The sequence below is a fragment of the Niveispirillum sp. genome (assembly GCF_052437035.1).
Lineage (GTDB): Bacteria > Pseudomonadota > Alphaproteobacteria > Azospirillales > Azospirillaceae > Niveispirillum.
Genome location: NZ_JBQVOH010000007.1, coordinates 71,704 through 94,543, shown reverse-complemented (window position 1 = coordinate 94,543; position 22,840 = coordinate 71,704). Strand labels below are relative to the sequence as shown.

At 64.9% G+C, this 22,840-nt stretch carries 24 protein-coding genes and 1 tRNA gene; 9 read left to right on the top strand and 16 right to left on the bottom strand.

Going from position 1 to position 22,840, the window contains the following annotated elements; translation table 11 throughout:
- Window positions 1-46: 46 nt before the first annotated feature.
- The 7 genes from ptsP to ACT6Q8_RS17550 all read right to left on the bottom strand — a co-directional run bounded on the left by ptsP (window position 47) and on the right by ACT6Q8_RS17550 (window position 4,836).
- On the bottom strand, window positions 47-1,846 hold the full coding sequence (gene ptsP, locus ACT6Q8_RS17580) for a phosphoenolpyruvate--protein phosphotransferase (protein ID WP_054168097.1): 1,800 nt from the start codon (window positions 1,844-1,846) through the stop codon (window positions 47-49).
- 30 nt (window positions 1,847-1,876) lie between these two features.
- The gene (locus ACT6Q8_RS17575; RefSeq protein WP_444733553.1) at window positions 1,877-2,170 is read right to left on the bottom strand and encodes an HPr family phosphocarrier protein; all 294 of its coding nucleotides are present in this window, start codon (window positions 2,168-2,170) and stop codon (window positions 1,877-1,879) included.
- A gap of 27 nt (window positions 2,171-2,197) precedes the next feature.
- On the bottom strand, window positions 2,198-2,602 hold the full coding sequence (locus tag ACT6Q8_RS17570; protein ID WP_054168099.1) for a PTS sugar transporter subunit IIA: 405 nt from the start codon (window positions 2,600-2,602) through the stop codon (window positions 2,198-2,200).
- On the bottom strand, window positions 2,599-3,543 hold the full coding sequence (gene rapZ, locus ACT6Q8_RS17565) for an RNase adapter RapZ (protein WP_054168100.1): 945 nt from the start codon (window positions 3,541-3,543) through the stop codon (window positions 2,599-2,601). Before rapZ ends, ACT6Q8_RS17570 begins: the two co-directional genes overlap by 4 nt.
- A complete protein-coding gene (locus tag ACT6Q8_RS17560) occupies window positions 3,540-4,037 on the bottom strand; it encodes an HPr kinase/phosphorylase (RefSeq protein ID WP_444733554.1) in 498 nt (165 codons plus the stop codon). Before ACT6Q8_RS17560 ends, rapZ begins: the two co-directional genes overlap by 4 nt.
- A 149-nt stretch (window positions 4,038-4,186) precedes the next feature.
- A complete protein-coding gene (locus ACT6Q8_RS17555) occupies window positions 4,187-4,591 on the bottom strand; it encodes a type II toxin-antitoxin system VapC family toxin (protein WP_444733555.1) in 405 nt (134 codons plus the stop codon).
- The gene (locus tag ACT6Q8_RS17550; RefSeq protein WP_444733556.1) at window positions 4,591-4,836 is read right to left on the bottom strand and encodes a type II toxin-antitoxin system Phd/YefM family antitoxin; all 246 of its coding nucleotides are present in this window, start codon (window positions 4,834-4,836) and stop codon (window positions 4,591-4,593) included. The genes ACT6Q8_RS17555 and ACT6Q8_RS17550 overlap by 1 nt, the downstream gene beginning before the upstream one ends.
- Window positions 4,837-5,005: 169 nt before the next feature.
- Between ACT6Q8_RS17550 and ACT6Q8_RS17545 the strand changes: the two genes are divergently transcribed.
- The 3 genes from ACT6Q8_RS17545 to ACT6Q8_RS17535 are packed head-to-tail and all read left to right on the top strand — an operon-like array spanning window position 5,006 to window position 7,057.
- Window positions 5,006-5,806 carry a TSUP family transporter gene (locus ACT6Q8_RS17545; RefSeq protein ID WP_444733557.1) on the top strand — a complete coding sequence of 267 codons (801 nt, stop codon included), beginning with the start codon at window positions 5,006-5,008 and terminating at the stop codon, window positions 5,804-5,806.
- A 14-nt stretch (window positions 5,807-5,820) separates the two neighbouring features.
- Entirely contained in the window at window positions 5,821-6,612 is a 792-nt protein-coding gene (locus tag ACT6Q8_RS17540; RefSeq protein WP_444733603.1) for a HesA/MoeB/ThiF family protein, read from the top strand.
- A gap of 22 nt (window positions 6,613-6,634) precedes the next feature.
- A complete protein-coding gene (locus ACT6Q8_RS17535) occupies window positions 6,635-7,057 on the top strand; it encodes a DsrE family protein (protein WP_444733558.1) in 423 nt (140 codons plus the stop codon).
- 37 nt (window positions 7,058-7,094) lie between these two features.
- Here the strand turns inward: ACT6Q8_RS17535 and ACT6Q8_RS17530 are convergent, their stop codons facing one another.
- The 4 genes from ACT6Q8_RS17530 to ACT6Q8_RS17515 all read right to left on the bottom strand — a co-directional run bounded on the left by ACT6Q8_RS17530 (window position 7,095) and on the right by ACT6Q8_RS17515 (window position 13,995).
- The gene (locus tag ACT6Q8_RS17530) at window positions 7,095-8,810 is read right to left on the bottom strand and encodes an alpha-keto acid decarboxylase family protein (RefSeq protein WP_444733559.1); all 1,716 of its coding nucleotides are present in this window, start codon (window positions 8,808-8,810) and stop codon (window positions 7,095-7,097) included.
- A gap of 93 nt (window positions 8,811-8,903) precedes the next feature.
- Window positions 8,904-10,613 (bottom strand): FAD-dependent oxidoreductase, encoded by a 1,710-nt coding sequence (locus ACT6Q8_RS17525; protein ID WP_054168106.1) that lies wholly within the window; start codon window positions 10,611-10,613, stop codon window positions 8,904-8,906.
- A 190-nt stretch (window positions 10,614-10,803) separates the two neighbouring features.
- A complete protein-coding gene (locus ACT6Q8_RS17520; RefSeq protein WP_054168107.1) occupies window positions 10,804-12,309 on the bottom strand; it encodes an ATP-binding cassette domain-containing protein in 1,506 nt (501 codons plus the stop codon).
- Between the two features lie 183 nt (window positions 12,310-12,492).
- Entirely contained in the window at window positions 12,493-13,995 is a 1,503-nt protein-coding gene (locus tag ACT6Q8_RS17515; RefSeq protein WP_444733560.1) for a PAS domain-containing sensor histidine kinase, read from the bottom strand.
- A gap of 175 nt (window positions 13,996-14,170) precedes the next feature.
- On the opposite strand from ACT6Q8_RS17515, the gene ACT6Q8_RS17510 reads away from it, so the two are divergent.
- Window positions 14,171-15,184, top strand: coding sequence for an NAD(P)/FAD-dependent oxidoreductase (locus ACT6Q8_RS17510; RefSeq protein ID WP_444733561.1), 1,014 nt, complete (start codon window positions 14,171-14,173; stop codon window positions 15,182-15,184).
- Window positions 15,185-15,189: 5 nt separating this feature from the next.
- Window positions 15,190-15,411 (top strand): DUF1289 domain-containing protein, encoded by a 222-nt coding sequence (locus ACT6Q8_RS17505; RefSeq protein WP_444733562.1) that lies wholly within the window; start codon window positions 15,190-15,192, stop codon window positions 15,409-15,411.
- Window positions 15,412-15,463: 52 nt separating this feature from the next.
- Here ACT6Q8_RS17505 and ACT6Q8_RS17500 read toward each other — a convergent pair whose 3' ends face one another.
- Entirely contained in the window at window positions 15,464-16,129 is a 666-nt protein-coding gene (locus ACT6Q8_RS17500; protein WP_444733563.1) for an HAD family hydrolase, read from the bottom strand.
- Between the two features lie 15 nt (window positions 16,130-16,144).
- On the bottom strand, window positions 16,145-17,713 hold the full coding sequence (locus ACT6Q8_RS17495) for a diguanylate cyclase (protein ID WP_444733564.1): 1,569 nt from the start codon (window positions 17,711-17,713) through the stop codon (window positions 16,145-16,147).
- 296 nt (window positions 17,714-18,009) lie between these two features.
- Between ACT6Q8_RS17495 and ACT6Q8_RS17490 the strand changes: the two genes are divergently transcribed.
- Complete coding sequence (locus ACT6Q8_RS17490; RefSeq protein WP_444733565.1) at window positions 18,010-20,244, top strand: S9 family peptidase; 2,235 nt, start codon at window positions 18,010-18,012, stop codon at window positions 20,242-20,244.
- Window positions 20,241-20,738, top strand: a complete 498-nt coding sequence (locus tag ACT6Q8_RS17485; protein WP_444733566.1) for a hypothetical protein — start codon at window positions 20,241-20,243, stop codon at window positions 20,736-20,738. The genes ACT6Q8_RS17490 and ACT6Q8_RS17485 overlap by 4 nt, the downstream gene beginning before the upstream one ends.
- 45 nt (window positions 20,739-20,783) lie before the next feature.
- Here the strand turns inward: ACT6Q8_RS17485 and ACT6Q8_RS17480 are convergent, their stop codons facing one another.
- The 3 genes from ACT6Q8_RS17480 to ACT6Q8_RS17470 all read right to left on the bottom strand — a co-directional run bounded on the left by ACT6Q8_RS17480 (window position 20,784) and on the right by ACT6Q8_RS17470 (window position 21,973).
- Complete coding sequence (locus ACT6Q8_RS17480) at window positions 20,784-21,365, bottom strand: hypothetical protein (RefSeq protein WP_054168114.1); 582 nt, start codon at window positions 21,363-21,365, stop codon at window positions 20,784-20,786.
- A 65-nt stretch (window positions 21,366-21,430) separates the two neighbouring features.
- The gene (locus ACT6Q8_RS17475) at window positions 21,431-21,784 is read right to left on the bottom strand and encodes a hypothetical protein (protein ID WP_054168115.1); all 354 of its coding nucleotides are present in this window, start codon (window positions 21,782-21,784) and stop codon (window positions 21,431-21,433) included.
- Window positions 21,785-21,897: 113 nt separating this feature from the next.
- A tRNA-Ala gene (locus ACT6Q8_RS17470) sits at window positions 21,898-21,973 on the bottom strand.
- A 231-nt stretch (window positions 21,974-22,204) separates the two neighbouring features.
- Here ACT6Q8_RS17470 and ACT6Q8_RS17465 point away from each other — a divergent pair.
- Both ACT6Q8_RS17465 and ACT6Q8_RS17460 read left to right on the top strand, forming a co-directional pair.
- A complete protein-coding gene (locus ACT6Q8_RS17465; RefSeq protein WP_156344601.1) occupies window positions 22,205-22,498 on the top strand; it encodes a YggT family protein in 294 nt (97 codons plus the stop codon).
- Window positions 22,498-22,821 carry a DUF167 family protein gene (locus tag ACT6Q8_RS17460; RefSeq protein ID WP_444733567.1) on the top strand — a complete coding sequence of 108 codons (324 nt, stop codon included), beginning with the start codon at window positions 22,498-22,500 and terminating at the stop codon, window positions 22,819-22,821. The genes ACT6Q8_RS17465 and ACT6Q8_RS17460 overlap by 1 nt, the downstream gene beginning before the upstream one ends.
- Window positions 22,822-22,840: the final 19 nt, after the last annotated feature.

The following is a 22,840-nucleotide window of genomic DNA, read 5'->3' as shown; positions in this document are numbered from 1 at the left end:
CGGCGGCCCTCGCATGGGTACGGGCGGATAGGGATAATTATCCCTTTTACCCCAACGCTTCGTTGAAATCATCCAGCAGTGCCGCAATGCGCCCGCCATCGGTCTGGCTCATGATCATGCCGGCCCGCCGCGTCGCCTCGCGCAGGTCCAAGCCGCGCACCCGGCGCTTCACCAGGGGCAGATTGCCCGGCGCCATAGACAGCTCGCGCACCCCCAGCCCCATAAGCAATGCCGCATAGCGCGGGTCGCCTGCCATTTCGCCACAGACGGAAACCGGAATGCCGGCGCGTCCCGCCGCCTCCACCGTGAACTGCACCAGACGCAGCACGGCAGGGTGCAGTGGGTCATAGAGATAGGCGACCTGTTCATCGCCACGGTCGATGGCCAGTGTATACTGGATGAGGTCATTGGTACCGATGGCGAAGAAATCGGACACGCTGGCCAAGCTGTCGGCGGCCAGGGCCGCCCCCGGTATCTCGATCATGGCGCCCAGCGGCGGCAGCGGGTCGGCAATGGCATGGCCCCGGCGCAACAGGCGGCGGGCCACGGCGCGCATCAGTTCGCGGACCTTGCGCATTTCCGACGGGTTGCTGATCATCGGCACTAGGATTCGGATGGGCCCATGCGCCCCGGCCCGCAGCATGGCCGCCAGCTGCGTCTCCAGCAGCTTCGGTTCTTTCAGACCCAGGCGGATGGCGCGCAGGCCCAGTGCCGGGTTGGCCGGTGTGGCGAACCGGTCGGCCAGCGCACCCGCCAGCTTTTCACCGCCCACATCCAGGGTGCGGGCCGTGACGGGCCTGCCCTCCATGGCAATGATCAGGTCGCGCAACTCCTGATACTGTTCCTCTTCGCCCGGCAGGTCCTCGCGGTTCATGTACATGAATTCGGTCCGCAGCAGACCCACACCGGCGGCCCCGGCGTCGCGGGCACTTTCCATCTCGCGCGGCAGTTCCAGATTGGCGTTCAGGGTCAGGGATGTGCCGTCGCGGGTGATGGCGGGCAGGCCGGCCAGGGCCTTTAACTGCTCCCGCTCGGCCTTCCACAGGGCCTGACGTTGCCGGTAATCGGCCAGCACATCTTCGGACGGGTTGATCAGGACGCGGCCCGCGCGCCCATCCACCACCACCAGATCACCCGTCTCCACCCCCTGCAACAGGCCGGCGGCGCCCAGGACGGCGGGCAGCGACAGGGAACGGGCCATGATGGCCGTATGCCCCTCCGCCCCGCCCAGCACGGTGGCAAAGCCGCCGATGCGGCGCGGGTCCAACAGGGCTGTGTCGGCGGGGGACAGTTCCTCGGCCAGGATGATGGCGCCGTTGGGCAAGCGTGAGAAAGCCTGATAGGGCGTTTCCATCAGATTGCGGATCAGACGACGGCCCACCTCCCGAACATCGGCGACACGGGCGGCCAGATAGGCATCGTCCATGGCGGCAAAGCTCTGCGCCAGGACCGTGATCTCCTGCTGCACCGCCGACTCGGCGTTCAGGCGTTCGGCACGGATACGCCGCTCCACCCCCCGGATCAGGCGTGATCCGGTCAGCATGGCCTGATGCGCATCCAGCAGGATGGCCATGTCGGCGGCGGCATCGGCGGGCAGGGTGCCGGCCTTGGCCTTCAGCTTGCCCAGCTGCCGGCGCGCCTTTTCGGCGGCGGTATGGAACCGGGCAACCTCGTCCGCCACCGCCGTTTCGGCGACATTATATTCGGGCACCTGGATGGCGCCCGCTTCCATGACATGGGCGGGGCCGATGGCGATGCCGGGCGATACGCCCAGGCCGCGCAGGGTCCGTTCAGCCGTGGATCCGGCCTCCGTGCCTGTCAGGCCCGGCTGCTGTCGCGTGGTCATGGGCGGCTACTCCCCGGAACTTGTTCTTCTTCAGTCTTCGCCGAACTTATCGTCAACCAGCTTGGTCAGCGCGTCCAGCACCTCGCGCGCTTGCGGGCCGGCGGTGCGGATATCGATGGTGGTGTCGATGCTGGCGGCCAGCATCATCAGGCCCATGATTGATACGCCAGATACAATATTGTCGGCGCGCTCCACCTCTACCATCGCGTCGAAATCACCGGCCAGCTTCACGAATTTGGCGGCGGCGCGGGCGTGCAGACCGCGGCGGTTGCGGATGGTGACGGTGCGGGACAGCGCGTCGGGCGGCAGGATGCTTTCGCTCATCAGGGGTTGTTTTCCGCGTTGAAAGGTTCAGCCATCCGACAGCAGGGCGGAGGCGACGTTGATATATTTGCGACCCGCCTCCTGTGCGGCAGCCACCGCACTTTTCAGGTCGGCCCCCGTCTTGCGGATGGAGGCAAGCTTGATCAACATGGGCAGGTTCATGCCGGCGATCACCTCCACCTTGGCGCGGTCCATGATGGAGATGGCCAGATTGGAGGGCGTGCCGCCGAACATGTCGGTCAGGACAACGACGCCGTCGCCGGTATCGCATTTGGCGACATCGGCCAGGATGTCGTTGCGCCGCTGCTCCATGTCGTCTTCCGGTCCGATGCAGACGGCGCAGACCTGTTTTTGTGGGCCCACCACATGCTCCATGGCGGCGATGAACTCCACAGCCAGGTTGCCATGGGTGACAAGGACCAAGCCAATCATGCGCTTTCCCTCAGGTTCGTGCCGGTGGCCGCCCGATCTTCGGGTACGGGCGGCACCTGCGCCTTGCGGTCGAGATCGCGATGCGCCTCGCCCACCTTGTATCCCCGCTCCTTCAGCCAGTGGGCCAGGAGATGGGTGGTGAAGACCGACCGGTGACGACCGCCTGTGCAGCCGACCGCGATGGTCAGGTAATGCTTGCCCTCCCGCACATAGCGGGGCAGCAAGGGTTCCAGAAGCCGCGTCAGATTGCCGAAAAATTCCGGCCAGTCGGGATCGCGGGTGATGTAATCGGCCACCGGCTGGTCCAGCCCCGTCAGGGGGCGGGTGACCGGGTCCCAATGCGGATTGTCCAGGAACCGCACGTCAAAGACCAGATCGGCCTCACGCGGGACGCCATGGCGATAGGCAAAGCTGGTCACGAAGATCGACAGGCCCGGCCCGCCATCCAGCCGGAACAGGCCCGTCAGGTGCCGGCGCGTGTCATGGACGGAGAAGTTGGTGGTGTCCACCACCTCGTCCGCCGCATCGCGCAGCGGCTGCATCAGCAGGCGTTCGGTGGCGATGCCGTCTAGAACGGGCCGGTCGGCGGCCAGCGGGTGGGGCCGGCGCGTCTCGGTATAACGCCGCTGCAAGGCATCGGCATGGGCATCCATGAACAGGACCCGCATGCGCAGGTCGGGCCGGGCGCGCAGTTCCGATATCTGGGCCAGCAGGGCCTGGGCGTTGAAATCGCGGGTACGGCTGTCGATGCCGATCACCAGGGGCCGGTCATGCGGCTGGCTGACCAGCGGCTGCAATAGTGACAGGCGCAGATTGTCGACCGCCTCATAGCCCAGATCCTCCAGGCATTTCATGGCCGTGGAAAGGCCCCCGCCCGACATGCCGGTGGCAACCACGATGGGCAGGCGGCCATCGGGACCCAGCGCGCTGGCCTCGCTCATGCCCGGCCCCCTGGCGTGCCCTGCGCGGCCGCGGCAGCCACCAGCCCGCGCCAGGCATTTTCCCCCGGCACCAGCGGCCAGCCGCGCGCCAGGGCGGCCATGGCCAGACGCAGCTTGGCGGGGGTGGAGACATGGAACGGGTTCAGGCGGATGCGCGCCACGGCGACACCGGCCACGATGTCAAACCCCGGATCGGGCAATCGTTCCTCGTCCGTGCCCAGATCGACGATCAGGGCTACAGGGGCGGCATCGATGACAGGCACGGGCAGCACGCCCAGGCCCCGCACCTCCATCAATCCCGCGATGGGCTGTGGACAGCGGGCGATCAGCCCGCCCTTGCCGTCGGACATCAGATCGACGCGGTCATCGGCCACCAGCCGCGCCCCTTCATCGACCAGCCGCAGGGCCAGATCGGATTTGCCCGACCCCGACGGCCCCCGCAGCAGCAGGGCCATTCCGTCAATGGCGACACAGCTTGCATGTATCTGGACCATGATCACCAACACATGGGATCAGCGGTCCCGGCGGGCAACATCCCGCCACCCATCCGCGCCATGTTCCGCCATCCCGGCCATCCCGCCCGATTTCGACTGGAACCACCTTCTTAGCAAACGCGGGAGCGGGGAGCGAGGGTAATCGGTGCTCATGCCGTCAGCAGCGTCACACCGGCTTGTTGTGCGGCCTTGGCCAGTTCCCGGTCGAATGTGGCCAGTGGCAGTCGTTCCCGCACCGCCGGCTCCAGATAGGCAGCGTCATATGCCGTCAACCTGTACTCTCGGACCAATGACAAAATCACGGCCTGATCCGTGCTTTGATCAACCTCGATATCAAGACCATGAAGCAGGGCCAGAAACTCGGCGGACAAGTCAGCGGACAGCCGCCCACGGCGTTCGTTCATCGCGACGATGTTCAGCATCTCGAACCACCAGAGCGCGGGAACGACCGCATATTCCCTGGTCAAGCGGATCAATACCTGTTGCGACAGCGTAGAGCTTTCATCCCCGAAGGCCCAACTGGCAGCCATAGAGGCATCAAGCACAAAAGGCATCAACTGCGTTGCCCTTCGCGTCGGGCAGAAATGAGTTCGTCAGCGCTGATCGAGCCGTTGCGTTGTCCGAACGCACGCAATGCTTCAACTGCCTTGGCCGCTCGTTCCTGGTGATGGGTTGGTTCGGGAACCAGACGGGCAATACGCCGTTCCTGCCGGGTGATGGCGACCGTCTCGCCACGCTCGACCGCGTCCAGAATCGCTGAAAGCTGGGCTGTCGCTTCGGTGGACTGAATTTCGCGCATGGTCGGCACTCCGTTGGGCACTGCCCCTTCTGAGCCTCAAGGTTGGTCCTATTAGATTTGATGGTCAACCCTGTCGGGACTGCTTGTCCTCTGCCCCTTCGCCCTTCCCCCAATCGCTCGCACCCCGTAACAGTATCGCGGTACTTTCCCCACGCTCGCGGGCCTGATCTTGACCGAACTGCTCACCACCGACCTTCTGGTCTTCCTGGCCTGTGCCGCACTGCTGGCCGGCTTTGTCGATGCCATTGCCGGCGGGGGTGGGTTGATCACCATTCCGGCCCTGCTGTCCGCAGGCATGCCGCCGGCGGCGGCACTGGCCACCAACAAGTTGCAGGGCAGTTTCGGCACCGCCATGGCCACCATCACCTTTTGGCGGGCGGGACAGATCGAACTGAAGGCCATGGCGTTCCCGGTCGCCTGCGTCTTTGCCGGGTCGGCCACGGGCACCATGGTGGTGCGCCTGACGGGGACCGGCTTCATGACGGCAGTGATCCCGATCCTGCTGGTCGCCATCGCCGTCTATTTCCTGCTGAGCCCACGGGTCGGCGATATGGAGGCAAAGGCGCGCATGACCCTGCCGGCCTTCAGCCTGACGGTGGGGTTCGCGGTCGGCTTCTATGACGGGTTTTTCGGGCCGGGCACGGGCAGTTTCTTTGCGCTCGGCTGCGTGGCGCTGCTGGGCATGAACATGCGTCGCGCCACTGCCAATACCAAGCTGCTGAACTTCACCAGCAACGTCGTCAGCCTGGGCGTGTTCGCGCTGGGCGGGCAGATCGTCTGGAAGGCCGGACTGATCATGGCCGTGGCACAGGTGATCGGCGCCTGGGCCGGCAGCCACGCTGCCCTACGCTTTGGCACCAAACTGGTGCGGCCGCTGCTGGTGGTTGTCTGTCTGGGTATGACCATCCGATTGGTGGCGCAACCCGATCACCCTCTGTATCTTCTCGTCCGCGACCTGTTCGCCGCCTGAGGAAGCCCTTTATGCTGGACCTGTCTGACAGCCAGATCGACCGTTACGCCCGCCATATCATGCTACGTGAGGTGGGTGGGGAGGGGCAGTCGAAGCTGCTGTCTTCGTCCGCCCTTATCGTCGGCGCGGGCGGCCTGGGTGCCCCCATGCTGCTGTATTTGGCTGCCGCCGGGGTGGGACGCATCGGCATTGTCGATGATGATACCGTGGACCTGTCGAATCTGCAGCGTCAGGTGATCCACGATACCGCCGGCATCGGTGTGCCCAAGGTGGACAGTGCGGCGGGCCGTATCGCCGCCATCAATCCGGATGTGAAGGTGGAAATCCACCGGACCCGCCTGAACCGGTCCAACGTTCTGGACATCATCGCCGGCTATGATGTCGTGGCCGATGGTACCGACAATTTCGCGACCCGCTTCCTGTTGAATGATGCCTGCTATCTGGCGGGCAGGACGCTGGTCAGTGCGGCCATGCTGCGTTTTGACGGGCAGCTATCCACCTTCAAGGCGCATTGTGGCGACCCGCACCCCTGCTATCGCTGCATTTTCCGCGAGCCGCCGCCGCCCGGCATGATCCCGTCCTGTTCGGAAGGCGGGGTTCTGGGTGCCCTGGCGGGAACAATGGGAAGCCTTCAGGCCGTCGAGGTGTTGAAGGAACTGCTGGGGATCGGTGACAGCCTGTCGGGCCGCCTGCTGATGTATTCAGCACTGGAGACGGGGTTCCGGACCGTGAAAATCCGCCGTGATCCGGATTGCCCTGTCTGCGGCACCCACCCGACCTACATCGATCTTTCCCACCATAAGTGAAACCACGCTGGGGAGCCCTCGCATGTCCGACGGTAAATGGGGTCTGGTGCTGGTGATCCAGTCCGGGGGCTATGACCGTGTGCATTATGCCCTGGTCACCGCCGCCGCCGCCGTGGCCACGGGACGGCCCGTGACCCTGTTTTTTACCGGGCGCGCCCTGCCGGCCCTGCTGGCCCGCGAAGGCTGGAAACGGCTGGATTTCTCCGACGATGGCACCAGCCCGGAGGCGCGCGACCACACGCTGGCCCATCGCGGTGTGGGTACCTTCGATGAATTGCTGACCGCCTGTGCCGAGCTAGGCGTGGCGTTCCTGGCCTGTGAGATGGGCTGGCGGGCCCTGGGCATCCGCGAGCCGGTACTGCGTCCCGATTTGAATGTCGAAACGACGGGCATGGTCACCCTGCTGGGCCAGGTGCGGCCCGGTGACCAGATGCTGTTTGTGTAAGAAAGGGGGGCGGGTGGTGGCACCCGCCCCAAACACCTTACGGCTTGGTCGGACCCTGGTTGGTGGCCAGGCGCAGGATTTCCTGCGGGATGTCGTCAGCGGGCAGGTTGACCTGCACCAGCCAGACCGACTGCGTATCCGCCTTCACCGTCGACAGCGCGTCTTCCAGCTCCGTCAGGGTGGTTACGGCCACGCCCTTGGCACCCAGCGCCACGGCCAGGGCCGCGTAATCCCAAGAGGGGATGACGTTGAACGGGTTGAAGGGCTGGCCCTCGGTATAGGCCTTGTCGTTGGTCAGGGCCTGTTCGATGCCATAGATGGTGTTGGCCATCACGAAGATGATGGGATTGCGCTTATAGACGGCCATGGTGCTGACCGTCTGCGCCACCATCTGGAACCCGCCATCGCCAGCAAACACCACGGGCCGCGCATCCGGTGCCGCCACCGACAGGCCCAGCGCGGCTGCCGACGCATACCCGATGCTGCCCCAGGCCGCTTCCGACACAAAGCCATTGGCCCGGTTCACCGGGATGTTGCAGCTGACATACATGCTGCTGCTTTCATCGGGCACCAGGGTCATGTCGGCATCGACCCAGGTCAACATGCGCTGGAAGAAGCGGGCATAGGTGATGATGTCCGGCGGGAAGGGCTTGAAATCCGGGTCGATCACCGCCGGCCCCTTCACGGCCCAGGGTTCACGCTTGGGCGTGTCCTTCAGCGCTTCGGACAGTTTCTCGATGAAGCTCTTGATCGGCACGCCGAAATAATAGGCCTCGCCCACCCGCACCTGATTGTCATAGGCGACAATCATGCTGCTGAAATCCTTGCCCACGAAGCCTTCATAATCATCGGTCAGCAGGTCGCCCGTCACCACCACCAGATCGGCCTGTTCGACCGTCGTATAGGTCCAATAGTCGGAGGATGGGCCGGTATAGGTGCCGATGAAGCCGGGATGGGTTTCGGCCAGCAGGCTTTTGGCCAGCAGGCTGGTGACATAGGGGACGCCCGTCTGATCCACCAAGTCGGCGAAACCGTTTTGCAGGCCATAACGCTGCACCTCGATCCCGCCCCAGAACAGGGGCTTGGCGGCTTCCTTGATCAGGCCGGCCACATGCTTGACGGCGGCGGCCACGGAATCCGCATCCTCGAGCAAGGCCGGGATGACCAGGGGCTTCTCCGGCTTGGCGCAGGGGGCGTCCCACAATTGCCGCCAAATCTCGATATAGACGGGGCGCTTTTCCGACAGGGCAGCCCCCAGGGCGCCATCAATCATGGAAGGGGCCTCGACGGCATCGCTGATGATGATGGCTTCCGCCGTGATGTCCTCATACGCGTCGCGGTCGGCCTCGTAATTGCCCGTCGCATGGTGCAGCAGGATCTTGTAGGTGCGGGCGAAGGGCCGGTCGGTCGACCCGGTGCCGGGGCTGCCGGAAATGGCGACCGTCGGCACGCGCTCGACATAGGACCCGGCCACCGGATTGATCAGGGAGAAGGCGCCGACGCCATAGGTGACGGCAGCGCACGAAATGCCGTTGATGCGGCCATAGGCGTCGGCGGCATATCCCGCCTCCAGCTCTGACCGGCAGCCCAATCGGTTCAGCTGCGCGCCGACATTGCGGGCCTTGTCATCGATATAGTCAAACCAGCGGGCGACATAATCGCCGGGCACCGTGAAGACATCGCGCAGCCCCACCTCGTGCAGGCGCTGGATCAGATAGTCGGAAACGGTGAAATCTGTGGGCAGCGGATTCATGGGCGCCATCTCCCGTGGGCTAGGAATGCGGATATGCCGGATGGGGAAGAAGGGGCGCCCGGCCTGTCGGGCGCCCCTTCCGTAAGTAATGACTTACGGTCCAAGAACCTCTGCTTGGCTGTCTTTCAGATGCGCCAGATAGGCGGGCCAGGGCAGGTTGAACTTTTCCAGCAGCACATGCTCGGCGGTCTGCAGGCAGCCTTCGACCCAGCCCTGATTGTTGGAATAGGCCTCGCCACAGATGAAGACGCGATCCTTCAACACGGGCTGGCGGATGGCGGGCATCAGCTTGTCGTAGCGGAAACCCGCCTTCCATTCGTGCCAGCCGCCGCCATACGGGTCGCCCGACCAGTCGTGATAGATGGCGGAATAGGGCTTATCGACATCGACCAGACCGTGGACGGCCAGGATCTGTGAATGCGCGCTGGAGACCATGGCGTCGGTGGCGATGCATTCGGCCAGCGGGATGGGCGTGCCTTCTTCACCCGATCCTGACTTCTCCTTGGCCACACCCTTCACGCCTTCGGGCAGGCGACCCAGGAAGGGGGCGCCCTTTTCCAGACCCTTCCAGAAGGGGACGGTGGTGATGTCATTGTAGGACGCCATCAACAGGGAACGGGTATTGCCCTTCTCCCCGTGCGGCTGATCCTCCTCCGTCCCGAAATAATAGATCTGGCGGACGGGCAGGTCGGTGATGGAACGCCCGGCCACCAGGCCCTGCGCCTCCCACCAGGGATAATCATAGGCCAGCAGCAGTTTGAACGCGTCCTGGATCAGCACGGAACTGACCATGGCCTTCACGTCGGGCTGCTTCCATTCCACCCATTCGATCAGTTCCAGCGACCGGCGCGGCAGGGCAAGGATGATATCCTTGGCCTTCACGATGCTGGGTTCCATGCCCTCCTTGTCCTTGGTCACCTCGCGCAACCCGCCTAAGTCGGCATAGACCAGCTTCGTTTCCGTCTCCACGACGGTCAGCAGGTAGAGGCCGTCTTGATCGCGTTCGATGCGGGAAATACGGCGGTTCATGTGGATGTCAGTGCCCTGTGCCGCCGCCTTTTCCGCCAGCGTCAGGGGCAGGCGCTGATAGCCGCCGGTGATGGCCTTGAAGCCGCTGGTATTGGCATATTCGGTAGCCGGCAGCTGGGCCACGGCATTGGCATTGGCGACATTCGCGTCATAGCCGCCGGCATCCTTCATGAACTGATAGGCCTCCGACGACAGGGTCTGGCTCATCAGGTTCCAGAAACCGTAGGTGTAGAGCGGGTGGCCGAACACGGTGGTTTCCATCAGCGCATCCAGCGAATTGCGCTTGTTCTTAGGCACCAGCAGATCGAAGGCGAAGACCTGCAGGTCGTTCACGCTCTTGCCGCGTTCGTTCCAGGACAGGTTATAGGGTACCTTGTCCGGGTCCGACTGCTCCTTCATCTTCAAGTGTTTGCCGCGCAGGAAGAAGATGTTGTCCTTCTCGCCGATGGGCTGCCCGTCGGGACCCGGCTTGGGATTGCCCATCAGGAAGATATGCGACGGCAGGCCCAGCGCGTCGATCAGATTGCTGACCATCGGCTGGTTGGAGGCGTCGTTATCCTCGCTGGGCGGGATATAGCGCATGCCGCCCAGTTCGGCGGCGATGTTGGGCATGCCGGGAATGGTCTTGGTATAAAGCCGGCCGCCGATACGGTCGCTATATTCGAACATCGCCACCTTGGCGCCCGTGATCCCCTGATCGCCGGTCAGGCGCCAGGCGCAATAGGTGCCGGTCACGCCGCCACCGACAATCGCTATATCCAGGATATCGCTCATTCCCATCCCCTCCGCTTTGGCTGGTGGGCACGCGGCGGGCCGGGATGGGCGCCGCGTGCCTGCTAGGATGCGGAGAGACTAATGGTTGGTCGTATGACCATCAAATGATTTACTCGTTAACATTGTATCAGACATAGGGTAATTATTCGCTTATGGCCGATCGTGCCGGTAAGCAGCATTACCTTTGGTTTTAGGCCGGAATCGCGATCTCCCATTCGGTGTTGACCGCGCGGCGGAAATCCCGGTCATGGCTTACCAGGATCACGGCGCCATCATAGGCGTTCAGCGCCTCCAGCAAGGCTGCCCGCCCTTCCAGGTCCAGATGGTTGGCCGGTTCGTCCAGCAACAGAAGCTGCGGCGCCACCGGGCCACCCAGCGCGGCGCACAGATGTGCGCGCACCCGCATGCCGCCCGACAGCAGGCGTAGTGGCACCAGTGCTGCCCCCGCCCGGAAGCCGAATCGGGCCAGACCGGCACGGATCGCCTCCTCCGCCTGCCCCGCCTGTGCCGCGCGGGACAGCGACAGGGGCGTGTCATCCGTTGCGGCAGCCAGACGTTGATCCAGCCGCGCCAGACGCAGGCCAGGCGCACGGGTGATGCTGCCGGCATCGGCGGTGAGGCAACCGGTCAGACAGTCCAGCAGACTGCTTTTCCCCGCCCCGTTTGGCCCCGTCAGGGCGATGCGCGCGGGGCCGGCGATGGTTAAGCACAGGTCGCGCCACAGTTCCCGCCCGCCGCGCGACAGGCACAGCCCCTCTGCCCGCAGCAGCACCCTGCCCGCCGGGACCGCAGACGGGCCGATGGCCATGTCCAGGGGTGGCAGGGGTGGTGGCAGACGACCCTGCGCCTGGTCCAACGCCATGCTGGCAGCCTGCATCTGCCGCTCCCCCTTGATGCGCCGGGCCGATGCCGCGCGTTCGGCATTGTCGCGGCGCATGCCCATCAGGATGGGGGCGTTCGACCCGCGTGCCCTTTCCTGTTTGCCGGTGCGCGCCCGTCGCGCGGCCCTGGCCGCCTCCTCCCGTGCCGTTTTCCGCACCAGACGGGCCTGTTTGCCGGCATCGGCCAGGGCGCGTTCCGCCGCCTGCCGCTCGGCCTCCCTGGCAGCCAGCCAACCTTGGTAGCCCCCACCATGGCTGCGCAGGCCCAAGGGCGACAGGTCCAGGATACGGTCGGACAACGACAGCAGCCCGACCTCATGACTGACCAGCAGCAACCCGCCGCGCCAGTTCCGGATCAGATCGGACAGCAGCGCCCGCCCCCCTTCATCCAGGTCATTGCCCGGCTCGTCCAGGATCAGAAGATCGGGCCGCTTCAACCGGATGGCCGCCAGCCGTAGCCGCGCCACCTGCCCGCCCGACAGCCGGTCCAGCGGCAGCGCGTCCGGCAGGTCGGGCGGCAGGCCCAGGCGTGCCAACGCCGCCGCCCGGCCCGGATCATCGGGTAGCAGGTCGCCCACCACCTGCCCCGGTTGGGTCAGTTGCGGCCAATGAAAATGCCGGCCCCGTCGGGCGACATGGCCCCGCGCGGGCTGCAAGGCCCCCGTCAGCAGGCGCAGCAGGGTCGTCTTGCCAACCCCGTTGCCACCCAGCAGGGCGACCCGTTCATCAGCGATGGAAAAGGAAAGATCGTCGATCAAAGGCCGGTCAGGACCATGCGTGAAGCACAGCCCCTCGGCCACAAGCCAATGCGGCATGGATGGAACCCAGGTCGGACATGAGACGGCCCCCGGTGGGGGCGGCGGTCAGATGTGCGGGTTCAAATCCATGGGCGTCAGGCTCCGGCTTGTTTCGGCGCGAAGACTAATCCATCCGGGATCGGATGTAAATGGCGATGGTTGAGGTCCTGAAGGCTTGGTCCCCGACATCTCTATGCCGGCCTATGCCGGAATGACGGAGCGCAGGAAGGCCAGGGGCATGGCCTGCACCCGTGTGGGCGGCAGGATGACGGTGACGGTGGTGCCGATATCGATGGTGCTTTCCAGCGTGGCGTCGCCGCCATGCAGACGGGCCAGCGCCAGGACTAAAGGCAGACCCAGCCCCACGCCACCGGCGGAGCGGGAATGGCTGCCCTCGATCTGGCGGAACGGCTCCATGGCGGTCGCGATATCTTCCTCGCGCATGCCGATGCCATTGTCGCGGACATAAAGCGACATGCCGCCATCGGCCTCCACCCGGGCGCCGCAGACCACCTTGCCGCCCTGGGGCGTGAATTTCACGGCGTTGGACAGAAGGTTGGACAGGATCTGCTTCAACGCCACCTCATCGGCGCGCACGGGCGGCAATTCCGCCTCCATCTCTGTCTCCAGCAGCACCCCGCCCTTGTCGGCACGTTCGGCGACAAGGCGCATGCTGGACCGGATCAGGCGGGGCACATCCACCAGCTTTTCCGACAATTCCTTCTTGCCGGCCTGGATCTTGGACAGGTCCAGGATGTCGTTGATCAGCGACAGCAGCATCTGGCCGCTGTCATGGACATCATGGGCATATTCGCGATAGGCGGGCTGGCCCATCGGCCCCATGGCCTCCGTCGCGATGATCTCTGAAAAGCCGATAATGGCGTTCAGCGGTGTCCGCAACTCATGCGTCATGTTGGCCAGGAATTCCGACTTGGCGCGGTTGGCCATTTCGGCGGCGTCCAATGCTGCCTCCATGGCCTGCCGGTCGCGGCGCCATTGCGTGATGTCGCGCACGCTGCCCTGGAAGGCCACGGCCCTGCCATCGGCATTGCGAATGATGCGGGCGGAAATCGCGACCCAGAAGCCTTCCCCATCGCGGCGGCGCAGTTCGACGGGCACGCTGCCCACCTCTTCCTGCGTCAGAAGGGCCTGGGTGATTGCCTCCCGGTTGTCCTGATCCATATAGAAACTGACGGTGGCGTCCTGCACCTCCGCCTGCAATTGCTCCAGGCTGTCATAGCGCAGCATGGCCAGCAGGGCGGGGTTGGCGGACAGGAAACGACCGGGGATGTCGATGGTGAACATCCCCTCCATCGCCGTCTCATAAATCTCGCGGTATTTGCGTTCCGACTGTGCCAGCCGGTCCATCACCGCCTGCTGACGCGTCACCTGCGCCACCAGGGCGGCATTGGCGTCGCGCAGTTCCTGGCGTTCGCGGATGGATTGGGATCGTTGCTGACAGGCGGCATGGATGGTGACGGCCAGCAGCAGCAATACCGCCAGACCGGCACAGGCCAGGGCCGCCGGCTGCCAGGGGTTGACCCCGGCGGGCAGGGCCGCTTCGGGCCGCAGCAAGGTCACGGCAAGAGCCGCCATCCCGGCCAGTGCCAGCGGCAAAGCCAGCCAGGGGGACAGTATCGGATAACGCGCCCGAAGGCGGTCCGGGGAGGTGGGGGGCCGTTCTGCGCCGGTCGTACCGTCCATCGCCTGCTCGCGGCCTCAATGAATGGACTATTGTTACCATTCCATGGCCCCTGGTGCCATGACGCACAAGCATAGTATGGGCGGTAGCCGAACAGATTCTCGCCTTTACACCCTGGACACGCGGCGGCGGCACCCCATCTGGCACCGCACCTTATCCCCGCAGACCGGAACGATCATGCAGAACCCTGCCTCCGCCCACCCCATCGCCATCATCGGCGCCGGCCTTGCCGGTCTGTCGGCGGCTTTGTCGTTGACGCAGCGGGGGATGGCCGTCGCCCTGTTCGACAAGGGGCGGGGACCGGGCGGGCGTCTGTCCACGCGGCGGGCCGATGGCTGGCGCTTTGACCATGGCGGGCAATATCTGACGGTACGCGATGCCGGCCTGCGCCGTGTCATGGACGGGCTGGTGGCTGATGGCCATGCCGCGCCCTGGACCGGGCATATCGTGCGCCTGACTGCCGAAGGCGGGGTGGAGCCGCATCCCGTGGAACGGTTCGTGGGCGTGCCCGGCATGAATGGCATTCTCCAGGGTCTGATCGCCCGCCTGCCCGATGCGGCCCGCCCCCGTTTCAACCGCCGCGCCATCACCATCACAGGCGAGCCCGGTGACTGGCATCTGCGGATGGAGGATGGGGTGGTGGAAGGGCCGTTTGCCGCTGTCATCATCGCGGTTCCGTCGCCCCAGGCCGTGGACCTGTTGTCGCCCGTCGCCCCCGCCCTGGCCGCGCGCGCGGGCGAAGCTGTGATGGCCCCGTGCTGGGCCCTGATGCTGGGCTTCGATCAGGCAGTACTGCCCGCCTGGGACGCCGCCTTCGTCGCGGGTGCAGGGGCAGAGGATCGGCCCCTGTCCTGGATCGCCCATGACGGGGCCAAGCCGGGCCGGGCCGGGGGGGCCAGCTTCGTGGCCCATGCCGCTCCCGACTGGTCCATCCGGCATCTGGAGGATGCGGCAGACGCGGTGGCGGCGGCCCTGCTGCCGGCATTCCGCACCGCAACGGGCATCGGTAACGATCCGGCCTTGATCAGTGCCCATCGCTGGCGTTATGCCCTGCCGACAAGGCCGCTGACCGACGGCTTCCTGCTGGATGCCACGCTGGGCATCGGGGCCTGTGGCGACTGGTGCCTGGAGGCGCGGGCAGAGGCTGCCTTTGTCAGCGGCGCGCTGTTGGCCGCCGCGATGGGGGGATAATTAGGATGGTTATCCAGGTGCAGGTTCCCGATCCCGACGATTATGTGCCCAGCCCCTGCATCCGGCGCTGCGACCTGGACCGCAAGCGGCAATCCTGCCTGGGCTGCAAGCGGCTGCTGGAAGAGATCATGCGCTGGGGCGTGATGACGCCCGACGAACGCCGCGCCGTCTGGGCCCGCCTAGGCCGCCCCATCCCCCCGCCGGAAGAGCGTCGGGAGCCGGCTTAGAGCTGTTTTGGGTTGACCAAAAACAGTGCCGGCGCTTGAGGAAAACGAAAGCCTAGAGCATTCCCCGCACCTGATGCAGACTTTCCGCCACATGCATGGCCAGCGACCGCATCTCGTCTGTGGCGGGCAGCAGGTCGGGCACCATCACGGCCATCATGCCGGCGCCATGGGCGGAGCGGATGCCGTTATGGCTGTCTTCCAGCGCCAGACAATGGGCGGGATCAACACCCAGCAGCCTGGCTGCCGTCAGGTACGGTTCGGGATGTGGCTTGCCGCGCGTGACATCGTCGCGGGTGACGATGGCGTCGAACCGGTGATGGATGCCGACATGGCGCAGATGTTCATCGGCCTTTTCCCGGCCCGTGGAGGTCGCCACCGCCTTGGGCAGGCCCAGCGCGTCCAGATGATCCAGCAGTTCCACCACGCCCGCCATCATCTCCACCCCCTGGCGCAAGGCCTCCATCCGGGGGACGAAATGGGCGCGGAACCGGTCGAACCCGTCCTGCCCGCCGAAATAATCCTTCAGCATGGCCAGGGTCTCCGGCCAGGGCGTACCGATGATGCCGGCATAGAAATCGTCTTCCATGGGCCGCCCCACATCCAGTGCGGCACCCAGCGTCGCCTCACGTACATGGCGTTCCGTGTCGATCAGCAGCCCGTCCATATCGAAGACAACAGCGTGCAGGGGCCTGGGAAAGGCCGGTGCGGTCAGGGGCATGGTCGATGAACGCCTTCAGGAAACGGTGACGCGGGACGCTTCCACGCGGTTGCGGCCCTGCAGCTTCGCCTGATACAGCGCCTGATCGGCGCGGTCCAGCAATTGGGCCAGCGTTTCCGTATCCCCCCGCCAGGAGGCGACGCCGATGCTGGTGGTCAGCGGGATGGCCTTGTCCTCATGCAGGACAGGATGGGTGCCGATGGCGCTGCGGATGCGTTCTGCCGCCAGCAGGGCCGCCGGCAGGTCGGTTTCCGGCAGCATGACCACCAGTTCCTCCCCCCCGAACCGGGCCAGACAATCAGTGGTGCGCAGGCTGCTGCCCGCCCGTTCGGCGGCAACGCGAATTGCGGTATCGCCGGCGGCGTGGCCATGGCTGTCATTGATGCGCTTGAACTGATCCAAGTCCAGCAGCAACAGAGAGAAAGCGCGGCCATAGCGGGTGCAGCGATCCCATTCCGCCTCCGCCAGTTCCATGAAGCGGCGGCGGTTCAGAATACCGGTCAGGCTGTCGATGCTGGCCAGCGTCTCCAGCTTGGCATTGGCTTCCGACAGCTCGCGGGTGCGTTCGGCAACGCGATGTTCCAGCGTCTGGGTCAGGGCGCGCAGGTCGGTATTGGCCTGGCTCAGCTGTTCGTACAGCACCAGATTGACCAGCCCACCCGCGAACTTGGCCGTCAGAACGCCCAGCATCTCCGCATCTGCCGGCATCAGCACGCGGTCGCAATCCAGAATGGCCAGGAAGGCCCCGCCATCGGGGCCGGGCATGTAGAGCGTGGCCGTCTGTCCGGCCACGCCCGTGCGCCGGTCGGCCAGGGCGGCCAGCAGCCGTTCATGCAGGGGGCTGCCTTCCGGGACCGCTGTCATATCGCTAAAACGGCCCGTGGCGGCCAAGGGCCGGAAACGGGTGCCGCCGATGGACCAGCCCTCCACCCCCTCCACGACACAGGCCAGACCGCAGGCATTGGCACCCAGGATGGGGCCGGCCTGTTCCAGAACCGTCTGGGCATAGGCCTCCATCCCCATATCGGGGCGCAGCCGGTCATCCAGCGCGATCATGCGGCGCAGGCCGCGGCGGTTGGCCTCGATGGTGGTGATGCTGTCATAGGCGCGTAGCGCCGCGATCACCGTCGTGAACAGCTTCTGCGAGGTGAGTTCAGTTTTGGCCTTGTAGTCATTGACGTCGTAATCGACGATCACCCGTTCCTCGGGCGCCTGACCCGGCTGTCCGGTGCGCAGGATGATGCGGATGGCGGTATCGGCCAAATCCTCGCGGATGGCGCGGACCAGACGCAGGCCGGCATCATCCGTCTCCATCACCACGTCCAGCAGGACCAGGGCCACGTCAGCCTCTGCCGCCAACATGGTCAGCGCCTGTGCCGCCGAATAGGCCGACAGCAACTCCAGCGGGCGGTCGCGGAAGCGGACCTTGCGCAGGGCATAGCGGGTGACGGAATGCACCTCTTCGTCATCATCGACGATCAGGATGCGCCAGGGCGGGCCGTCCGGCTGGCGGCTTTCCGGCAGCGCGGCAGGCGCACCCTTCAGGGTGCCATCCTCCGCGAACAGGAAATCGTCATCAACCAAAGCCCTGACCCCGTTCCATCCGCCGCCATGCGACCGACCCGCCCCCCATTGGACGGGCTTCCTGCTGAATGTCTGGCGAAACACCAGATTGAAACAAATGTATACCGCTCCAGCCAGTTCCACCGTTTGGCGGCGGGAACCGGATCGGGCGGCGATCTATATTGGGTACCACTATAAATCGTTTCGGGTGCCGATGCCTGCCCTAAATGATGGGTCCGCCTGGATTTCAGCATTGGCGCTTCCAATCTGCGGCCCTATCCTGCGGCCAACCGTCAACCATTATCGGGGTGTCGCATATGTCATCGGGCCATCATTCCGGGGGCGGGCCGCGCCGGCCCGGCATCCTGATCCTGTTTGCCGCCCTGGTCGGGGCCACCACGCTGGCCTATGTGACCTTGCCAAGGAAAAACGCCGAGATGCCCGTCCCGCAGACCGCCACCGACCTGCCCCCGCTGCGCCAGAGCCTGTTCCCCGCACCGCCCGTGGCCAAACAGGTGCCCGTGGAGCATGTGCGCCATGGCGAGACCTGGGTCGATCCCTATGACTGGCTGCGTGACAAGGATTATCCCAAGGTCGATGACGCCGATGTGCTGGATTACCTGAAGGCGGAGAACGCCTATACCGACACCGTCCTGGGCAAGGAGGAGGACGGCCTGCGCGCCAGCCTGTTCGGCGAATTGAAGGGCCGCGTGAAGGAGGACGATACCGGCGTCCCCTATCCCAGGGGTGGCTATATCTACCAGTCGCGCTTTGCCGCCGGGCAGGATCACCCCACCTTCGTGCGCCGCGCCAAGGGCGAGGCGGAGGGTGCTGAGAAGACCATCCTGGACGTGAACGAACTGGCCAAGGGTAAGGACTTCTATGATGTCGAGGCGCTGGAACCCAGCCCCGATGGCCGGTATCTCGCCTATAGCTTTGATGACAATGGTTCGGAAAACTTCACCATCGTCGTGAAAGACCTGACCAATGATCAGTTCGTGGGCGAGCCGATCCCCGGCACGTCCGGTTCCGTGGTCTGGGCCGCCGACAACAAGACCCTGTTCTATGTGCTAAAAGATGAAAGCCAGCGGCCAAAGCAGGTGATGCGTACGGTCCTGGGTGCGAAGGCCGATGCAGGTACCCTGGTCTATGAGGAACAGGACCCGTCCTGGTGGGTCGGCATCGGCGAAAGCCAGTCGGGCCGCTTCATTGAGATCGGGTCGGGCACGCTGGTCGCGTCCGAAACCCTGCTGATCCCGTCCGACAACCCGACGGACAAACCCAAGCCGGTGATCCCGCGCCGCGAGAACCATCTCTATTCCGTGGCCGACCAGGGCGACAGCCTGTGGATCCTGTCCAATGACAAGCATCTGAATTTCCGTCTGGTGAAGACCCCGATCAATGACTGGTCGGAGAAATCCTGGACAGAGGTGATGGCCGGCAGCGACCGGCAATATCTGACGGGTCTGCTGACACTCAAGGACTGGCTGGTGGTGTTCGGCCGGCAGGACGGCACGCAGCAGGTCTGGGTGCTGGACAATAAGGGCGGATCGCACACCATCGCCTTCCCCGATGCCGCCTTCGCCGTGTCGGGCATGAATAACGAGGAGTATGAGACGGGCACGCTCCGCGTCCGCTACCACTCGCTGGTGACGCCGCCGACCGTCTTCGACTATGACCTGGCCGCCCGCACCCTGACGACGCGCAAGGTGCAGGAAATCCCCAGCGGTTATGATCCCTCGCTCTACACTTCCGAACGGCTGATGGCCCCGGCGCGGGACGGCACGCCCATCCCCGTCTCCATCGTTTATCGCAAGGATGTGAAGAAGGACGGCAAGGCGCCGATGCATCTCTATGGCTATGGCTCCTACTCCATCGCCATGGAACCCGGCTTCTCCACCAACCGCATCGGCCTGCTGGATCGCGGCTTCGTCTATGCCATCGCCCATATACGCGGGGGCGAGGAGATGGGGCGCCCCTGGCACGATGCCGGGCGCCTGACCAACAAGCCCAACACCTTCAACGATTTCCTGGATGTGGCGCAGTTCCTGGTGGCCCAGGGCTATACCAGCCCCGGCCAGATCAGCATTGAGGGCGGGTCGGCCGGCGGTACCCTGATGGGGGCCGTGCTGAACATGGCATCCGACGGTATGTTTGCCGGGGCCGTGGCGCATGTGCCCTTCGTCGATGTGCTGAACACCCTGTTCGACGATACCCTGCCCCTGACCACGGGTGATTATCCGGAATGGGGCAATCCCAATATCAAGGAAATCTATGATGTCATGAAGACCTACAGCCCCTATGACAACGTGACCAAGCGGCTCTATCCGCCGATCCTGATCACGGCGGGGCTGAATGATTACCGTGTCACCTATTGGGAACCGGCCAAATGGGCGGCCAAGCTGCGCGTCTACAAGACCGACGACAATGTCCTGATGCTGAAGACGGAGATGAGTGCGGGCCATGGCGGCTCCACGGGCCGCTTCGACAAGCTGAAGGAAGTGGCCTTGTCCCAGGCCTTCATCCTGCGCGCCCACGGGATGTCCAAGTGACGGAACCGGGGTTCGGCCGCTACCCGGCCGATGCGCTGAAGGCCGATGGGTTGCGGGCGGCGGGGGGCCTGGCGGTGACGCTGGGCCCGCTCACCCTGGTCGGGTTCGATGCCCACCCGCTGGTGGCGGTGCCGCTGCTGGCGGGGGCCGGCCTGTTCGGCTGGCTGGGGCTACGGACGCTGGCCCGGCGGGGTGCCGCCTGCCGCGTGACGGAAGAGGGTCTGATCCTGCCCAGCGGCTTTTTCATGATCATGGTCCGGTGGGATCAGATCACGGGCGTGAAGCTGCGCTACTATTCCACAAAAAAGGACAAGTCCGGCGGCTGGATGCAGTTGACCATCCGGGCGGGCCGGGGAAGTTACAGCATTGAAAGCCAGCTCACCGGCTTCGACGCCATCGCTGCGCGCGTGGCGGAACGGGTGCTGGAACGGGAACTGCCCGTGGATGCCACGACGAAGGAAAACTTCCTGTCGCTGGGGCATTACATGGCGTAGCGCAGAGCTGCGAAGCCGCTCCGCGGAAACCCCGGCGTCGTCCCCTCACGCCAGCAATGCCTCCTGCTCGATCGACAGGCGCATGTCATCGGCATCCCAATGCCGGGGCAGGCGGCGGTCGAAACGGATGGCGCCTAGGACGCGGGCATCGCCATCGGCACAGGCAAAGGGCAGCAGCAGCCGGTCATAGCGCACCGTGTCCCCGCCCGGCAGATCGACGCGGACCCGGCTCCAATGCGCGCGACCTGTCTGCCGCGCCGTCACATAGCTGTCGGCGGTCAGCTTGAAACCCGCTGATTTGCTGGCATCGCGCAGGCCCCGCCCCGTCAGGTCGCGGCCCGTGAATTCGACCAGCCCCGAACCGTACAGCGTGTAATGCGCCCCCGATCCGTCACGCGGGAACCGTGCCATCAGCAGATGGCCCAGCCAGGGCTTCAGATCGAAGACCAGTTCACCGGTCCAGAGCGGCAAACTCCCTTCGGCGCGGGGCAGCGCCCGCCACCAAGGCAGCAGGGGTTGCAACAGGGCGGGGGTGCTTTCCGCGGGCGGGGGCATGGGATCGTCGGACCGGTTTGCCGTGCCTGAAATCATGGGGCTGGGACCGCCATGGTGGAAGGTGGCAGGCATGGTGCGCCCGTCATTGCAGGCTGTCTATATTCACCGCACTGCAACAATAGGGCGCTCCGGTCAAATCAAGCCACCCGCGCGCCGCCCCGGTCGGTCTGGGCATTCTTGTGAACAACCAGGGTGACCTTGTCGTTCATCATATGCAGCTGCTTGGCCGATTTGGTGGGCAGCGGGATGCGCTGATTGATGCAGTAAAAGATCAGGCAGGCGGCCAGCGTGGGATTGTCGATCCACTGCACCTGCCGCGCCCCGTCATCCAGCCCGATATGCAGGGCGCAGCGCACCTGCGGCTCCGTCTGGATTTCCAGGCGGATGATGCTGCCTGACGGCAGGGGGTTTCCCGAACGGCGGTGATAATCCACGACCGCGCGGATCACCTCTTCATTGGTGAAGATGATGTGCCGGATTTCAGTGGGCATGCTGTTGTCTTCCCGCCAAAGGGCGTGGATACCAGCATATCAGGTCGGCCATGCCGGAACAGCGCTGCATCTGCCGAACCCGAAAATCATGTCTGATCGGAAACCCGGAGGAATGGTGGAGCCGAGGAGGATCGAACTCCCGACCTACGCATTGCGAACGCGTCGCTCTCCCAGCTGAGCTACGGCCCCGCACCATGAACCCACCAGAACGGCAGGCCCCCGAAGTGGCGCGGATAATGCGTATCCGGCCCCGCCCTGTCAAGCATGCCATCACGGGCCGGTCCCACTTTCGGTGCATGGCCCCATGGTCCCAATCCGGGGCGGACCCGCGCGGGGGTGGACAGGGCGGGGTCGCGACATTACGTTCCACAACAGATGCGGGGCGGTATCCGCCGCCCGCCCACCGGACATGGGATGAACATGGACCCGCTGCTGCGCACCGTCGCCGAAATCCTTTATGTGGCGCTGGATCTTTATGTCTGGGTGCTGATCATTTCGGCCATCCTGTCCTGGCTGATCGCTTTCAATGTGGTGAACACCCGCAACCGCGCCGTCTATATGATCTCTGATGTGCTGTACCGGTTGACGGAGCCGGCCCTGCGGCCCATCCGCAATGTCCTGCCCAATCTGGGTGGGGTCGATCTGTCGCCCGTGGTGTTGATCCTGATCGTGATGTTCGTCCAGCGCCTGATCTTGAATTACGGGATCATCTGATGGCTGTCCGGCCGCCGCTGGAACCGGCCCAGGGCGGCGTGCGGCTGTTTGTCCGCGCCACCCCGCGGGCCAGCCGCAATGCGGTACAGGGCGTGGCGGAAGGGGCGGATGGGCGCCAACAGGTGAAGATCGCGGTCACCGCCGTGCCCGAGGATGGCAAGGCCAATGCCGCGATCATCGAATTGCTGGCCAAAGCGTGGCGAATTCCGAAAAGCAGCATCGGCGTCGTCGCGGGTGGCACGGACCGGTCAAAGATATTATTCGTTGCCGGCGAGACAGAGGCCCTGATACCCCGGCTGAGTGACTGGCTGGGCGGGCTGTAGCCACCTTATTGTTGAAAGA